The organism is Catalinimonas alkaloidigena (assembly GCF_029504655.1).
Classification (GTDB): domain Bacteria; phylum Bacteroidota; class Bacteroidia; order Cytophagales; family Cyclobacteriaceae; genus Catalinimonas; species Catalinimonas alkaloidigena.
Map to the genome: position 1 here is coordinate 7344335 of NZ_JAQFIL010000001.1, position 15394 is coordinate 7359728.

The 15394-nt window shown below is 38.9% G+C and carries 19 protein-coding genes; 11 read left to right on the plus strand and 8 right to left on the minus strand.

What is annotated here, in order from left to right; all coding sequences use genetic code 11:
- The first annotated feature begins 66 nt into the window (after window positions 1-66).
- Together OKW21_RS29845 and OKW21_RS29850 are read left to right on the plus strand one after the other, a co-directional pair.
- Window positions 67-1005 carry a GNAT family N-acetyltransferase gene (locus tag OKW21_RS29845; protein ID WP_277486913.1) on the plus strand — a complete coding sequence of 313 codons (939 nt, stop codon included), beginning with the start codon at window positions 67-69 and terminating at the stop codon, window positions 1003-1005.
- Window positions 1002-1958, plus strand: coding sequence for a glycosyltransferase family 2 protein (locus OKW21_RS29850; RefSeq protein WP_277486915.1), 957 nt, complete (start codon window positions 1002-1004; stop codon window positions 1956-1958). Before OKW21_RS29845 ends, OKW21_RS29850 begins: the two co-directional genes overlap by 4 nt.
- Here OKW21_RS29850 and OKW21_RS29855 read toward each other — a convergent pair.
- Window positions 1945-2742 (minus strand): phytanoyl-CoA dioxygenase family protein, encoded by a 798-nt coding sequence (locus OKW21_RS29855; RefSeq protein WP_277486917.1) that lies wholly within the window; start codon window positions 2740-2742, stop codon window positions 1945-1947. The two genes, OKW21_RS29850 and OKW21_RS29855, sit on opposite strands and share 14 nt — an antisense overlap.
- A 116-nt stretch (window positions 2743-2858) precedes the next feature.
- Here OKW21_RS29855 and OKW21_RS29860 point away from each other — a divergent pair, with 116 nt between their 5' ends.
- The 3 genes from OKW21_RS29860 to OKW21_RS29870 all read left to right on the plus strand — a co-directional run bounded on the left by OKW21_RS29860 (window position 2859) and on the right by OKW21_RS29870 (window position 4101).
- Window positions 2859-3542, plus strand: coding sequence for a Crp/Fnr family transcriptional regulator (locus OKW21_RS29860; protein WP_277486921.1), 684 nt, complete (start codon window positions 2859-2861; stop codon window positions 3540-3542).
- A 95-nt stretch (window positions 3543-3637) separates the two neighbouring features.
- Window positions 3638-3931, plus strand: coding sequence for an MgtC/SapB family protein (locus tag OKW21_RS29865; protein ID WP_277486924.1), 294 nt, complete (start codon window positions 3638-3640; stop codon window positions 3929-3931).
- Window positions 3853-4101: an MgtC/SapB family protein gene (locus OKW21_RS29870; protein WP_277486926.1), complete on the plus strand. Its 249-nt coding sequence runs from the start codon at window positions 3853-3855 to the stop codon at window positions 4099-4101. The genes OKW21_RS29865 and OKW21_RS29870 overlap by 79 nt, the downstream gene beginning before the upstream one ends.
- 64 nt (window positions 4102-4165) lie before the next feature.
- Here the strand turns inward: OKW21_RS29870 and OKW21_RS29875 are convergent, their stop codons facing one another.
- From OKW21_RS29875 to OKW21_RS29885, 3 genes are all read right to left on the minus strand, one after another.
- Window positions 4166-5719: an Rne/Rng family ribonuclease gene (locus OKW21_RS29875; RefSeq protein WP_277486928.1), complete on the minus strand. Its 1554-nt coding sequence runs from the start codon at window positions 5717-5719 to the stop codon at window positions 4166-4168.
- A gap of 318 nt (window positions 5720-6037) precedes the next feature.
- Window positions 6038-6859 carry a tetratricopeptide repeat protein gene (locus OKW21_RS29880; protein WP_277486930.1) on the minus strand — a complete coding sequence of 274 codons (822 nt, stop codon included), beginning with the start codon at window positions 6857-6859 and terminating at the stop codon, window positions 6038-6040.
- 56 nt (window positions 6860-6915) lie between these two features.
- Complete coding sequence (locus tag OKW21_RS29885; RefSeq protein ID WP_277486932.1) at window positions 6916-7221, minus strand: HU family DNA-binding protein; 306 nt, start codon at window positions 7219-7221, stop codon at window positions 6916-6918.
- A gap of 160 nt (window positions 7222-7381) precedes the next feature.
- Between OKW21_RS29885 and mutY the strand changes: the two genes are divergently transcribed.
- The 4 genes from mutY to OKW21_RS29905 all read left to right on the plus strand — a co-directional run bounded on the left by mutY (window position 7382) and on the right by OKW21_RS29905 (window position 11200).
- Window positions 7382-8452, plus strand: coding sequence for an A/G-specific adenine glycosylase (mutY, locus tag OKW21_RS29890; protein ID WP_277486934.1), 1071 nt, complete (start codon window positions 7382-7384; stop codon window positions 8450-8452).
- A gap of 40 nt (window positions 8453-8492) precedes the next feature.
- On the plus strand, window positions 8493-8957 hold the full coding sequence (locus OKW21_RS29895) for a single-stranded DNA-binding protein (RefSeq protein ID WP_277486936.1): 465 nt from the start codon (window positions 8493-8495) through the stop codon (window positions 8955-8957).
- A gap of 22 nt (window positions 8958-8979) precedes the next feature.
- On the plus strand, window positions 8980-10362 hold the full coding sequence (gene gldE / locus OKW21_RS29900; RefSeq protein ID WP_277486938.1) for a gliding motility-associated protein GldE: 1383 nt from the start codon (window positions 8980-8982) through the stop codon (window positions 10360-10362).
- Window positions 10363-10429: 67 nt separating this feature from the next.
- Window positions 10430-11200, plus strand: a complete 771-nt coding sequence (locus OKW21_RS29905; protein ID WP_277486941.1) for an alpha/beta fold hydrolase — start codon at window positions 10430-10432, stop codon at window positions 11198-11200.
- Here OKW21_RS29905 and OKW21_RS29910 read toward each other — a convergent pair.
- Complete coding sequence (locus OKW21_RS29910; RefSeq protein WP_277486942.1) at window positions 11197-11406, minus strand: DUF2905 domain-containing protein; 210 nt, start codon at window positions 11404-11406, stop codon at window positions 11197-11199. The genes OKW21_RS29905 and OKW21_RS29910 overlap by 4 nt on opposite strands.
- A 26-nt stretch (window positions 11407-11432) precedes the next feature.
- Between OKW21_RS29910 and OKW21_RS29915 the strand changes: the two genes are divergently transcribed.
- A complete protein-coding gene (locus tag OKW21_RS29915) occupies window positions 11433-12170 on the plus strand; it encodes an SAM-dependent methyltransferase (RefSeq protein WP_277486944.1) in 738 nt (245 codons plus the stop codon).
- 86 nt (window positions 12171-12256) lie between these two features.
- A complete protein-coding gene (metK, locus tag OKW21_RS29920) occupies window positions 12257-13564 on the plus strand; it encodes a methionine adenosyltransferase (RefSeq protein ID WP_277486946.1) in 1308 nt (435 codons plus the stop codon).
- A 74-nt stretch (window positions 13565-13638) separates the two neighbouring features.
- Here the strand turns inward: metK and hpf are convergent, their stop codons facing one another.
- From hpf to rpsU, 3 genes are all read right to left on the minus strand, one after another.
- Window positions 13639-13938, minus strand: a complete 300-nt coding sequence (gene hpf / locus OKW21_RS29925; RefSeq protein ID WP_277486950.1) for a ribosome hibernation-promoting factor, HPF/YfiA family — start codon at window positions 13936-13938, stop codon at window positions 13639-13641.
- 27 nt (window positions 13939-13965) lie between these two features.
- Window positions 13966-14853 carry a tyrosine-type recombinase/integrase gene (locus OKW21_RS29930; protein ID WP_277486952.1) on the minus strand — a complete coding sequence of 296 codons (888 nt, stop codon included), beginning with the start codon at window positions 14851-14853 and terminating at the stop codon, window positions 13966-13968.
- Between the two features lie 72 nt (window positions 14854-14925).
- Entirely contained in the window at window positions 14926-15120 is a 195-nt protein-coding gene (rpsU, locus tag OKW21_RS29935; RefSeq protein WP_277486954.1) for a 30S ribosomal protein S21, read from the minus strand.
- Between the last annotated feature and the right edge of the window lie 274 nt (window positions 15121-15394).

A 15394-nucleotide genomic window follows, 5' to 3' on the forward strand; every position in this document is an offset into this window, starting at 1 on the left:
CACTATGTAACGAAATAACTTCCGGCAGGTTAAAGTTTAATTTGGTATTTATATTTTTGAGAAGGTATGGAAAATCTTCGGTTCGTTTCCAAAAAAAATTCAGATCAATATCCTTTACAGGCAGAGAACTATCTTTATAATAGTAGCGCTTATCTTCAATTAAAAGCAAGTCGCTTTGCTTTTCTTTTTACGTTCTATGCCCTAAAAAAAAATATAGCAATAGCCAGAATCCATTTTTTTATAAAAGAAAGCAGGAGCGGAGAGAAAGAAGCTATTAGCTTACCCGAAAGTCCTTTTGGTTCATTGGAGTATCGTGGTGAATTGCGCAAAGAGAATTTGACTGAATTTATACACTATATTAAAGCAGAGTTATCAGCTGCAAAAGTTAAGCAAGTCTCAATCAAAGATTGTATAAATGCATACAGAGCTGGTTCCAACCTTGATTTGCAGGAGATATTGATACAAAATAATTTTAAGGAAGAGTCGTCTCTAACGAATCACCATATAGCAGTGGACCCGCTTGCTTTGGAGCAGAAAATGCACAAAATGGAAAGAAAACGACTGAGGAAAGCCCGTAAAGCAGGATTTAGATTTAAGGAAGAACCACTTTCATCCCTCTCTTATTACTATCGTTTTTTGCAGGAATGCAGACAAGAGAAAGGGTGGCACCTCTCTATGTCATATGCTGATGCTTTGAAAAGCGTGCAGCAGTTGCCTGAAGCTTACCGTATCTTTGCCGTTTATCATGGAGATGAATGTATCGCTGCCTCCTTATCAGTAGTAGTAAATGAAAGAATATTGTACGATTTCTATCACGATGCTAAGGCAGCGTTTAAATCCTGGAGCCCGGTGGTATTCTTAGTAGAAGGCATTTATCAATATTGTCAGCAAAATGGACTCCGTCTGTTAGATTTGGGAACTTCGCAAAGCACTAGCCTACAGCTATTCAAGCAGCACTTGGGAGGAATAGCTTCATACAAAAATACTTATCAACTTCAGTTATGAGCCAGCCTATTGTCTCCATCATATGCCTGTGCTATAACCATCAGGATTATGTGACGGCAACCTTAGCTTCTGTCTGGCAGCAGGACTATAAAAATATAGAGGTGCTTATTGTAGACGATGGGAGCACCGACAAAAGTGTAGGAAGAATTCGGAGTTTCCTGGCTGCAAACCCTTGCCCCTATCCCTGCAAGACGCTTTTTATAGAAAGAAATATTGGCAATTGTGCCGCCTTTAATCGTGCCTGGCGTATGGCTAAAGGGAAATATGTAGTTGATCTGGCCACGGACGATATCATCTTACCAAAACGTATAAGCTCTCAGGTCAACTATTTTGAACAGCTCCCAGAAGCCTATGGTGTGGTGTTTACAGAGTCACAGTATATTGATGCGGAAGGTAATCTTTTAAAGTGCCATTTTGGTGAGAGATACAAGCACATTCGGCCTGTGCCTACTGGTGATATTTATAAAGAAGTAATAGCTCGCTATTTCATATCCTCACCTACGATGATGTACAAAAATGAGGTGTTGCATTATCTGAATGGCTATGATGAAGCGCTCGCCTATGAAGATTTTGACTTTTGGGTGCGGTCAGCCAGAAAATACAAATATGATTACCTGGACGAATGTACCACGCTGGTCCGAAAGATCAACAAATCTATGTCAACTGGCTGGTACAAAATAGGAGACCGGCAACTGTATTCTACTTTTCAGGTGTGTCAAAAAGCAAAAAACTTGAATAGAACGCCTGATGACAGAGAAGCATTGGCAAAACGAGTAAAATTTGAAATCAGGCAGGCTGTATTTTCAGACAATCGTAAGGAAGCGACTTTGTTCTTTGGACTGTTAAACGAAATATATGGCATCAGAGGAGGCTACAAACTTCTTAAGTTACTGAACAGTTTGAACATAAGACTTCGGTGGCTCCGAAAACTATATATGTTTATACGATATTAGGGTTTTTACGCCAAAAGCGCATTTCTAGTGAAATACGAGTTTTATTTACATTGAGGTTAGTAGCTCCTCCGTGCAGCAGATAAGGAGAAAAAATAAGTACCTGATTCAAGCCGGGGTTTGGTCTTATTATATTCAGAGGAATTTTGCTATCCGTTACAGCAGGCACATTGAACTGAATGCCGTTTACTTTAGCTCCTCCTATGGTTTTCTCTACCATCGCTTCGCTCCAGTAATGGCTTCCCGGCACCAGGCTGAGTGAGGAAAAATGGTTGCTTCCACAGATAGGAACATAAATGTTAATACAATCCTTATATTCTTCAAGCCATACATCTCGGTGTAAGGGGTTATTATCCTTGCTTTGTGGGCGGATAATCCTGAAATGAAATACCTTATCTCCATTGTATGGGTTAAGTGCCTGCACGGGGATGCCACAAAGTTCGGATATACGTTCTTCTAATCGCTGAATACTGACAGGGAACTCCTCTATCTGAAGCAGTTTGGCCTGATCAACCACCGCTAAATGTAAATCGTACTTGTTCTTAATGTAAAGGTGATAATCAGATAAAGGAGCTTTATCATGAATTTGAATTCCAATATTTCTTAAAAATTTTTGAAATAGACTATGGACTCCTTCATAAAAAGAAGCATATCTTTCTCTAGAAAAAAAAGCATCTATATGATATCCCTCATGCTTCCAGTGAGTGTTAGCGGTAAGGTCATCACCTTGCTGCAACAGGGTGATAGCCTCGCCAAAAGATTTTTTGCCTTCTATTAAAGAATTCATTTGCTTACGAACAAAAATGCTGAAGTAACACTAAGGATATTATATGAGTTTGTAAGTTAAAATCAATCTTCAGTATATCCCGCAGACAAATTTATTTTTACTTAACGAATTTCTCCATGGATACACAAGGAATCTGGTACTTTGAGGATAAAAATTTCTCCAATTTTTTTTGTATGCCTAAAGTGAGGAAGATGGAGTATGAACTTGCTCAGAAAGAAAAGGGATTTAATAAGGGAGATTTTGTCTATTTCATTGATGACCCATCCGATAATGTGTATCTGATCAAGCAAGGCAGAGTAAAGATCAGCACTTATGCCGATGACGGTAAAGAAATTGTCAAGACTATACTTAGTGCCGGAGAGGTCTTTGGAGAACTGGCGCTTACTGAAGAAATTAAAAGAAATGATTTTGCGCAGGTACTTGATCCCAATACCATTATTTGTCCACTCACCATCAAGGATATGAAAAACCTGATGGCAGATGATCAGGAGCTTAGTTTTACTATATTCAAGATCATTGGGTTGAGAATGAGAAAGTTGGAGAGACGTATAGAGCTATTAATTTCTAAAGATGCTCGCACCCGAATTATTGAGTTTTTAAAAGATCTGGCAAGGGAAAAAGGTAAAAAAGTAGGCTTTGAGACTATGATCAAAAGCCATCTTAAACATCAGGATATTGCCAGCCTGACCGGTACTTCAAGACAGACCGTGACTACTATATTAAACGAACTCAAAGAAAAAAATCTTATCAATTTTGACCGTAGAAAAATATTGATTAGAGATATTGATAAATTAGTATAAACGAAATCTTCAGCTTTGTGCTCAGTATTATTTTTGAGAGCTAAGAAAACTACACTGAAGAACAAACATTTTTTTAATACTTACTTTCTACAGGTATGGAATTTTTTCAGGACGTAACTCGACAATTATGGATACTTTTGGATGTATTTATTGCATGTCTGCTGGCTGGAGCTATCGGTTACGAAAGAGAAGTACGTAACAAGCCTGCTGGCTTCAGAACACACATGATAGTGGGAGGAGCGTCATCTTTGCTGGTAGGTCAGGTCTTGCCGGGGTCTCTATTGTTCAGTATAGACCGGAATTTAACGAGGTGCTGGATGTTGACCCTATCCGCATTATTCAGGCCATTATTATTGGAATCAGTTTTATCGGAGCGGGTACGATCTTGAAAAGCCGTGATGAGAAGGATGTATCTTTTCTGACCACATCAGCTACCATACTATTTTCATCAGGCATAGGTATTTGTGTGGCACTGCATCAGTACGTACTGGCTTTGGGGGTTACCTTATTGGTCGTGTTGATCAATAATGTGTTTCGTATTTTGAAACCCAGAGGGTAAGGGGCCAAAAAAAGCCCGACAAAATACATTTGCCGGGCACCCTATAGCTACTCAGATTTTAGAATCAAGAAAGCTCTATTTGCTCTCCTGCTTTGTTATGAAAATGATAGTCTACCAGCCCTAATGAAGAATCTACCTCAAGCCGGACCCATCGTTTGTATTTAAAAAACCATTTTACCCTGCGGGAAATGATACCTCTGGTAAAGTAGGCATGCAGGAAAGGGTGAAGAGCAATCGTTAACTGTGGTTCATTTTGCTTAACCAAGATATACTCCAGGTTTTTTTCAATTTGGTCGGATACCAGAAGCGTAGGCGCTACTTTTCCTGTACCCCCACAAGTTGGACAGATTTCTTTGGTAATGATATTGAGTTCAGGTCTTACCCTTTGTCGGGTAATCTGCATCAGTCCAAATTTTGTCAACGGCAGCACGGTGTTCTTGGCACGGTCTACCTTCATCTCTTCTTTCATCTTATCGAACACTGCCTTCTTATTTTCCTGCTTGCGCATGTCAATAAAGTCAATGACGATAATACCACCCATATCACGTAGCCTAAGCTGCCTGGCTATCTCCGAAACAGCTTGTAAATTGACATTGAGCGCAGTGGTTTCCTGGTCTTTTTCAGAATTAGATTTATTGCCACTATTGACATCAATTACATGAAGTGCTTCGGTATGTTCAATGATCAGGTAGCCTCCACCAGGAATACTGACTGACTGACCAAACAATGACTTAAGCTGCTTCTCAATACCAAAATTTTCAAAAAGCTTGGTTTTGCCATTGTAGTGTTTAACAATCTTTTCCTTAGCAGGAGCAATTGTTTTGATATACGTCTTTACCTCCTCATAAATTTCCTGATCATCAGTGACAATGCTGTCAAAGGATTCATTAAGCATGTCTCTGAGCAAAGAAGAGGCGCGACTCATCTCACCGATGATCTTGTCACGAGGCTTAGCCTTTTTTAACTTTTTAACGCCTTCTGCCCAAACATTGACCAAATTGCGGAGGTCTCTGTCTAGCTCGGCTACTTCTTTACCTTCAGCTACAGTTCTGATAATGATGCCAAAGCCTTCAGGTTTGATAGAAGATATCAGTCGCATGAGCCTTTTTCTTTCATTTTTATTGGTGATCTTTTTTGAGATATTGACCACACTAGAAAATGGCACGAGGATAAGATATCTTCCGGCGATAGACAACTCGCAGGATAGTCGCGGGCCCTTGGTTGAGATAGGTTCTTTTACAATTTGTACAAGCACTGCCTGATTCTTGTTAAGAACCTGATTGATTTTACCTAGTTTGTTAATGTCAGGCTCATTCTTGATTTTGCCTAACAGATGCGTATTATATTTATTGTTAAATGTGTTCTTGGTGAACTTATTTAATGTCTTTATCTGGGGTCCTAAATCAAGGTAATGCAGGAATGCGTCCTTCTCGTAACCTACATCAATGAAAGCTGCATTCAAACCGGGCACTACTTTTCTTACCGACCCAAGGTATATGTCACCAACAGTAAACTTATTAGCATCAACCTCGTGGTGAAATTCCACCAGGCTTCTCTCTTTTAAAAGGGCTATACGACATCCATCCTGAGTTGAATTGATGATTAATTCATTACTCAACGGATTCTCGTTTAATTGTTATAAAATAAATACAAAAAGCTACCAAGCAATAGGTAGCAAATTTGATGAAACATAAAAGCTAATGATAAGTACAAACAGCCTATCCGTGAAAAAATATTATTAAACATGGATAGGCTGATTAGTAGCATTTTATTACTTCTTCTTATGTCTGTTTTTTCTCAGACGCTTTTTCCGTTTGTGAGTAGCGATCTTATGTCTTTTTCTTTTTTTACCGCAAGGCATAATAATAATATTTTAAATGAAACAAATATTTTAAAGTGTGCATGTGTATAATGACACATGCTTTATAAGATTATATTATAATTGGTTTAAATATTCATCAACACTTGCCTGTACTGAAGGATCATCGTCCATCTCTTTTACACGTAAGAATTGTGTTTTCGCTTTTTCCTCCTGATTTGCTTCAAAATAACTTACGCCCAGTAAAAACTGTGCTTGAAGATTAGCCGGATCAAGAGTTGTAAGCTTCTTAAACCTGTCTATTGCTTTATCATACTGTTGAGATTGCATAGACAACAGTCCCAGATTATATATGGCCAGTTCATTATTCTCATCCTCATCCAGTACTTCACGAAGCATCTGTATTCCCTGCATCGGGCTGGAAGATGAAACATAAGTCATCGCCATTTTGGCCTTTGCGTCAAGATCTGAAGGATCCTGCGCCCTTACCTTTTCATAAAAGTACCGGGCTTTTTCACCCATGCGTGCTGTCTTTTCAGCATCCATGGCGTAGGTGAAAGCCTCATAATATAAATCTGCTGCTTTGCGAAGATAAGCCAGAGTGGTTTCCACACTTGCCAGCTCTTCCGCATAAGAAGCCGCGCTATCATACTGATTAGCGGCAACGAAGCCGTCTATCAATGAATTCGCAAAATTAGTAAAATTTTCTGAATTTTTACTATCCTTATAAGCTTCTCTTAGCCTGGTGAGTTCAGTTTTCACTTCCTCAGGAACGGCATCAACATGCTCGGAACCTACTTCACCATCTTTTGCTTCCGTGTCTGCGGAAGCATTATTCATGTTCTCACTTTCATTATCAACCACCACCTTAGGTAGCAGAAATAAAAGTAATACTGCGGCAATAGCCACGATACTCAGTATTACCTGCTTTTTTAACATGTCCTTAAATCAAATCGGAAATTACGCTTGGAGAACGATAAGAAAAGAGTGAAAGTTTAATTTGCTTCTATTTCTTTAAGCTTTTTGCTGTTTTTTACCTTTTCCTGGAAAACTTTAGAAGGCTTAAAACTAGGAACGTAGTGTTCATCAATGATAATAGCAGTATTTTTGGATATATTTCTACCAACTTTACGGGCTCTTTTTTTATTGACAAAACTTCCAAACCCTCTGATGTAGATATTTTCACCACCGGACATAGAGTTTTTGACCACGCTAAAAAAAGCTTCAACGGTAGTGTAAACATCTGCCTTATCGATACCTGTTTTGTCAGCAATTTGCTGAACTACTTCTGCCTTTGTCACGTTCCTTAAAGATTTAAATGGATGAATGGAATTACAAACAAAATTTTTTCAAGCCGTAAAGTTAATGCTTCTACCTAAATTAGAAAATAAAAGAAATAAAATCTGATTACATGCCTGTAAATCTGTCACTTATGAGTTGTAAAAGAACATTTTGTTAAGCTTGGAAGTACATAATTTTTCTGAACAAATCATCCGATGGTACCGGCAGCACAAACGAGATCTACCTTGGCGAGATACTCAAGACCCTTACACCATATGGCTATCTGAAATTATTTTGCAACAAACCCGGGTCAAACAAGGGCTGCCTTATTTCTATCGTTTCATAGAGGCTTTTCCTACCGTTCTGGATCTGGCCAAAGCAGAGGAACAGGAAGTCTTGCGCTTATGGCAAGGGCTGGGGTATTACTCCAGAGCAAGAAATCTTCATAGCTGTGCTCAGACTATTGTAAGCGATTATCAGGCTAAATTCCCTCAGACTTATAATGAACTGATAAAACTTAAAGGAGTGGGCGCATATACAGCGGCTGCTATCGCTTCTTTTGCCTACAATGAGACCGTAGCAGTAGTTGATGGCAATGTGTATAGAGTACTGTCAAGGGTATTTGGAGTAAAAGAAGATATTTTATCAAGCAAAGGGCAGAAAAAATTTCAGCAACTTGCCAATACGCTGGTACCGGAAGGGCTAGCAGGTGAGTATAATCAGGCTATCATGGAGTTCGGGGCTTTACAGTGCACACCCAAGAGCCCGGCCTGTTTACTTTGTCCGGTAAATCAGCTTTGTTATGCCTACCAGCACAACAGGCAGCATGAACTGCCGGTGAAGATAAAAAAGGTAAAAGTGAAAAAACGTTACTTTTCTTACATAGTTTTGCGACGGGGTAATTTTTTGTACATGAAAAAACGCAGCGGGAAAGACATATGGCATGGACTATATGATTTTTACTTGGTAGAAAATAAGCATGTAATTGATGGTTTAGAAAATATAGACGATTTTTTGGTGACAGAAGTAATGACAAATACCAATCCTACTGTAGAAATGTCTGCATTGTACAAGCACCAACTGACACATCAGCAGTTAGAAGTACGGTTTTTTACCTTAAATATGGAGAAAGGTAGCTTGGCAGATTCTTTGTTAACTGAGAAAGGACTTAGTGTATACAGTATTGAAGAGGTAAAGGGCTTGCCTAAGCCTATTTTAATTGATAAGTATTTGAGTGAAGTAATATTTTAGTTAAATTGTAGTAAACATACTTTTTAAAATAACTGACTGAATGGCTGGAGTAAATAAAGTAATCCTATTAGGTAATCTGGGGGCAGACCCTGAAGTGAGACATCTGGAAAGTGGTTCTGTTGTAGCCAATATTAGTATTGCTACCTCAGAAGTATATACGAAGAACGGACAACGGATGGAGCAAACAGAATGGCATAAAGTAGAACTTTGGGATAGGCTTGCTGAACTTTGCGAAAAATATCTTTCAAAGGGGAATACAGTTTATATAGAAGGAAAGATCAGAACAAATACCTATCAGGATAAAGAAGGCGTAACCCGTTACGATAAGCGAATCAGAGCTACCAATATGACCTTTGTGGGCGGTAGAAATGAAGATACTGATACTGCTGACAGTAATAGCTATTCGCAAGGAGGAATGCCTTCGCAGCCTTCTGCCCCAACGCAGAAGAGAGAGGAAGCAATGCCTCAGCATAATGAGCAAGATACTGATGATCTGCCTTTTTAGTGTTTAATCAAAAAATATCACTTTGGAAGTATCTTTAGACGATCCGTACCCGGAACATTTCTTATTCATTCTGACGGACGTATTTTCTTCTTTTGGTTTGTTCTATACCGTTGTAGCTATCATTATCATTTTGTTGTTGTTTTGCTCAGCGATGATATCCGGGTCTGAGGTAGCTTTTTTTTCACTTACAGCGGATGAAGTAAGTGAGTGTAGAAATAGCAATAAAGGGGGTGATCAGCATATTGTAAGCTTACTGGATAAGCCAAAGCATCTCCTGGCTACTATTCTGATACTCAATAATCTGGTCAACGTAGCTATTGTAACGCTTTCTACCTACGCTACCTGGCAGTATTTTGGTAAAACTACTGAAGGGCTGGTGGTAGTAGCTTTAACAGCAATTATCACGGTAGCTATCCTCTTTTTTGGAGAAATTCTTCCAAAACAATATGCCATACATCATTCTTTGGTCTTTGCAAAGAGAACTGCTGCGGTACTTGATTTTGCCAGCACTCTTTTCAGGCCGTTTGCTACGCTGCTTATGTCATTGAGCAGTATAGTAGAAAAGCGACTTGAGAAGAAAGGGTATAATGTATCGGTAGATGAGCTGAACCACGCATTAGAGATAACGACTAGCAACGAAATGACCACAGCAGAGGAAAAAGGCATACTAAAAGGTATTGTCAATTTCGGGACCCTCTCCGTGAAGCAGGTCATGCGTTCTCGCCTGGATATCACAGCCATAGATATTGAGATGGATTTTCACGATCTTATGGATAAGATCAATAAATGCGGTTATTCCCGCATCCCTATTTACCGGGAAACTATTGATAATATTGAAGGTGTGCTTTACGTCAAAGACCTCCTCCCCTACCTGGATCACGAAGAAAGTTTTGAGTGGCAAAAGCTGTTACACAAAGGCTTTTTTGTTCCCGAAAGCAAGAAAATTGACATGCTCCTCAAAGAGTTTCAGGATAAGCGGGTGCATATGGCAATTGTAGTGGATGAGTACGGGGGGACTTCCGGTCTGATTACGCTCGAGGATATTATTGAGGAGATCGTTGGAGAAATTAATGATGAGTTTGACGATAATGATGTACATTATAACAAACTGGATGACAATACCTATGTCTTTGAGGGGCGCACTTCGCTGAACGATTTCTGCAAGATAGTAGATGAAGATAGCGTGCTGTTTGATAGCGTGAAAGGTGAAAGTGAGTCTTTGGGAGGCTTGATATTAGAAATCCATTCTAAGCTACCCCGGGCAGGAGAAAAAATTTATTATGATAATTATGTATTTACAGTAGTAGCTGTAGATAATAAGCGAATTAAGAGGATCAGGGTTTTTAAAAAGCTGACCTCCGCACAACAAAAAAATAGTGTGGATACCTCTGTCAACCGACAATGATATGTTAAGCTGATAGGTATCTTCCTTATTTAGGTATGTACAGTACAGATTTAATTTTTTTACAGCTATGGAATTGAATTACCGGAGCATGGGCGAAGGACAGCCCCTGATCATTTTGCACGGGATTTTTGGCACTTCAGATAACCTTCAAACTTTTGGAAAGCAACTTGCAGAGCAATATCAGGTTTTTTTGATAGATCAAAGAAACCATGGAGCCTCTCCTCATAGCGATGAGTTTAATTATGAAGTAATGGCAGAAGATCTATATGCATTCATAAAAAAACATAAGCTTGAAGAAGTAATAGTGCTGGGACACTCTATGGGAGGGAAAGTGGCCATGTTTTTTGCTGCTCAGTATCCAGAATTATTTGAAAAGCTGGTCGTAGTAGATATTGCTCCCCGGGCTTATCCTGTACATCATCAGCAAATACTGGAAGCATTGAGCGCGGTAAAAATAGATGAAATAAGCAGTAGAAAAGAAGCTGAAGAGCAAATGAAGCCTTATATCGCTGACTTTGGAGTGCGCCAGTTTCTACTCAAGAATCTTAAAAGAAGCGATGATAATAAAGGGTTTGCCTGGAAACTCAACCTGCCGGTCATTAAGCATAATATTGAGCGAATAGGCGAAGGCTTGGATGAAAGTAAATATAAAGTTGAGAAGCCTACTCTATTTGTCAGGGGAGCTAAAAGTAACTACATCACACAAGAGGATGAAAAACTGATTAAAGATATTTTTCCTTCTTCCAAAGTAGTTACTGTTGAGAATGCCGGTCACTGGGTGCACGCTGAGCAAACTGAAAAGCTTTTTCAGGAAGTAAGTAAATTTTTAGACTCTTAGCCAAACTTTTTAATCAGATAGAAGATCAGGGATATAATTACACTCAGTATAATACTCGTAGCCAAAGGAAAGTAAAAAGTAAAGTTGTCTCGTTTGATAACAATATCTCCCGGAAGTTTTCCGATAGATGGAAAACGATCAGAAAAATAAACTACAACGCCTATCACTACGATAATTAGGCCGAAGATGATCAAAAGCTTTCCCATTTGCTTAAAATTAGCTTGCATATATAATGGATAACAATAATATGACGGCATCTCACCAAAAGGTGGGAAAGGTTTATTTACTCCCTACTGTCATTGCTGATGACACAATTGAGCAGACATTACCACCTTCAGTAAAAGCCACTGCCAATAAACTAAAATATTTCTTAGTAGAAAACGTGCGGACAGCTCGCAGGTTTTTGAGCGCTTTGGACATCGCAAAGCCTATACAGGACCTTCATTTCGAGGTATTGAATAAAAGAACACCTGAAGAGGGGCTAAGCAAATTATTTTTGCCTGTTATGCAAGGAAATGACATAGGTATTATGTCTGAGTCAGGTTGTCCGGGAGTAGCTGACCCGGGAGCAATAGCTGTTAATTATGCCCATGAACAGAATATTGAAGTGGTACCTCTGGTTGGCCCTTCCTCATTCCTGCTGGCACTCATGGCTTCAGGCTTTAATGGTCAGTCATTTGTATTTCATGGATATCTGCCAATAGATAGAGGGGAGCGGGCAAAAGTACTTAAACAACTTGAAAAACAAGCACAGGAGCGACATCAGACACAAATGTTTATGGAAACGCCCTACCGTAATAATCAACTGCTGGAAGCTATCCTCAAAAATTGTAAAAACTCCACCAAACTTTGCATAGCAAAAGGGGTTACTAGTGCTAGTGAATATATAAAAACGATGAATATTCAGGCATGGAAAAGAAATAAGCCTGATTTACATAAAGTCCCTGCTGTCTTTTTAATGCATGCATAAACCATATTAGTAGGCTATAAAGTTTTAGATTAAAGGGAAATGAATAAATTTGCAAAAGTTGTACATTAATAAATAAAATTTTTTTTATGTCTTATCTATTTACTTCAGAATCAGTTTCTGAAGGTCACCCGGATAAAGTTGCGGACCAAATATCAGATGCTATTCTAGATGCTATGTTATCCCAGGATCCTAACTCCCGGGTAGCTTGTGAAACTTTCGTAACTACAGGTTTGGTAGTAGTAGGGGGAGAAGTCACTACAAACGCATATGTAGAGATTCCCGATGTGGTAAGGGAGACTATTCGTAAGATTGGTTACAACAAAGATAATTATATGTTTGAGTCAAACTCCTGTGGTGTGATGGTGACTTTACACAGTCAGTCGCCTGACATCGCGCAGGGTGTTGACGAAGGAGACGATAAAGAACAAGGTGCAGGTGATCAGGGAATGATGTTTGGCTATGCTTCTAGAGAAACTCCCGAATATATGCCAATGGCTTTGGCATATTCTCACCGTCTAGTGCATGAACTGGCACGTATCAGAAAGGAAGAGCCTGAACTCATCCCTTACCTCAGGCCAGATGCTAAAGCACAGGTGACCATTGAATATTCAGATGAAAAAACGCCTATCAGAGTACATACTGTAGTAGTCTCTACCCAACATGATGAGTTTGTCCTCCCTGAAAATGACAGTAAGCAGGCCAAGGCAGCCGCTCAGGATAAAATGCTCGCTCGCATCCGCGAAGATGTTATCAAGCATGTTGTAAAGAAAGTGATCCCTGCTGAAATGCTACAGGACACTATTTTCCATATCAACCCTACTGGTAATTTCGTGATTGGCGGTCCACATGGTGATGCAGGCCTTACCGGAAGAAAAATTATTGTAGATACTTATGGCGGCAGAGGTGCACACGGTGGAGGCGCTTTCTCAGGAAAGGACTCCAGTAAAGTAGACCGCAGTGCAGCTTATGCGGCCCGTCACATAGCCAAGAACCTGGTAGCTGCGGGTGTAGCTGAAGAAGTCTTGGTACAGGTAGCCTACGCTATAGGGGTAGCAGAGCCCGTATCGCTTACTGTAGATACCTATGGAAAAGCTAAGGTAAATATGAGCGACGCGGAGATTGCTAAGATTACCCGAACTTTATTTGATATGCGCCCCAAAGCTATAGTAGAACGCCTGGGACTTAAGAACCCTATCTTTTCAAGTACCGCAGCCTACGGACATATGGGAAGAGAGTCATTCAAGGACTTTGTAGATGTAGAGTACATGGAGGTTAAAGAAGATGGAGATGTAAAAGAAACCTACATCAAAAAAGAGAAGAAAGAGGTAGATTTCTTTGGATGGGAAAAGCTTGATTATGTAGATAAAGTTAAGAGCGCGTTTGGCCTAGCTTAGTAATTAAAAATCTAGATTGCTTAAAAAAAGGATTCAGTACGCTGAATCCTTTTTTTTAACCTATATCAGTTTTTTTAATGAGAAGAAAGCTTGTCTTTATGCTTTAGCAGCTGCTTTTTTAGTGCTCCCACTGCTTTATCAGTAGCAGCTTCAAAGGAACTTTCCTGCTCTTTAACAAAAAGTTGATTTCCAGGAATATTCAACTTTATTTCCACGATTTTATTATCAGTCGCTTCTCCATTCTCTAACTTAAGAAAGACTTCTCCATCAATGATCCTGTCATAAAAAGTCTCCAGCTTATTGGCTTTTTTCTGGATGAAATCAATGAGTTTCTGGTCTGCGTCGAAGTGGACGGAATGCGTTTGTAATTTCATAGGTTTCAAAATTTAAAAAAAAACTAACTATGCTTTTGGATGAGCCTGGTCAAATACTGACTTCAGCTTTTCCATAGAATTGTGTGTATAAACCTGGGTAGCTGCCAAAGAGGCATGTCCCAGCAAATCTTTAATGGCATTCAAATCTGCGCCATTATCTAATAAATGAGTTGCAAAAGTATGCCTCATCACATGAGGGCTCCGCTTATCGGAATGAGCATACTGATCCAGATACTTTCTTACAGTACGGTATACCATCATTGGATAACAAGGATCTCCACTATTTGTCACTAATAAATAGTGATCAAAGGCCTCACTCTCTTTAAAAAAAGTTTTCTTGGCTTGTAGATAGTCCGTTATCAGCTTTGTCAAACTTTTGTGACAAGGAATAATTCTCTCTTTTTGTCGCTTACCTTCTACTTTAATAGTCCCTTTTTCAAAAGAAATGTTAGAAGTCTGTAGATTTATCATTTCAGATAGGCGGATACCCGTACCATAAAGTAGCTCCAGCATCAAACGGTCTCGGAAAGCAGGGAAATCATGTGTGAAACCGTGATCATCTAAGAGCGTAAAAATCTCCTTGACCTGCACGAAATGTGGTAGGGGATAATTTGCTTTCAAGGCTTTTACCTTATGTGTCGGGTTGAGCTTGATATGACGACGATGTTGAAGGAATTTATAAAAAGACCTGAGCGTACTCACCTTACGGTTGATAGAACGAGCTTTATTTTTTTTGTTGGATAAGTCTACAATCCACGCTCTTATATCAAGATGGCTAGCGTGAACTATCGATATCCCAGGAGAATGATGCTTCAGGAAATTGTTAAACTGAATCAGATCATTACTGTAGGCATTGATAGTATGTGAACTCATTCGTTTCTCGTAAGTGAGAAACTTAATGAAGGATTCAATCATAAAAAATAAGTATAGCGATCAATGTGTTGTCACTATAATAAAGAAAAGATTAAAAAATTAGGCAATGAAAGCCTATATATTTTCTTGAGATCTCATTTTTTGTCTGTAAGCAGCTTTAAGTCTCTCATTTCTCTTTTGTACAGAAGGTTTCTCATAATGAGTTCTGGAGCGAACTTCTTTCAGCGTACCGGTTTTTTCAAATTTTTTCTTGAATCGCTTAAGTGCTTTTTCTATAGATTCGTTTTCTTTAACATTTACTGTAATCATAAGGCAATATTTTTATTATTTCCGAATAAAGACCGCAAAAATACGGATTGATTTCTTTCCATCAAATGAAAGTGATAAAATTATATCTACTTTGGGCTTAATGGCGACATTTTTGTAACGACTCAGAGACTGTTGTAGTTCTATTTCGTTTTCATTTTTCTAAACAGTATTTTGCAGAAATCAAAATAAAACAAAAGTAATATTACTTTTATGGTATTATTTCTTAATAAAATTTATTTTTGAACAATAAATTAATCCACTTAAAATTCTCATA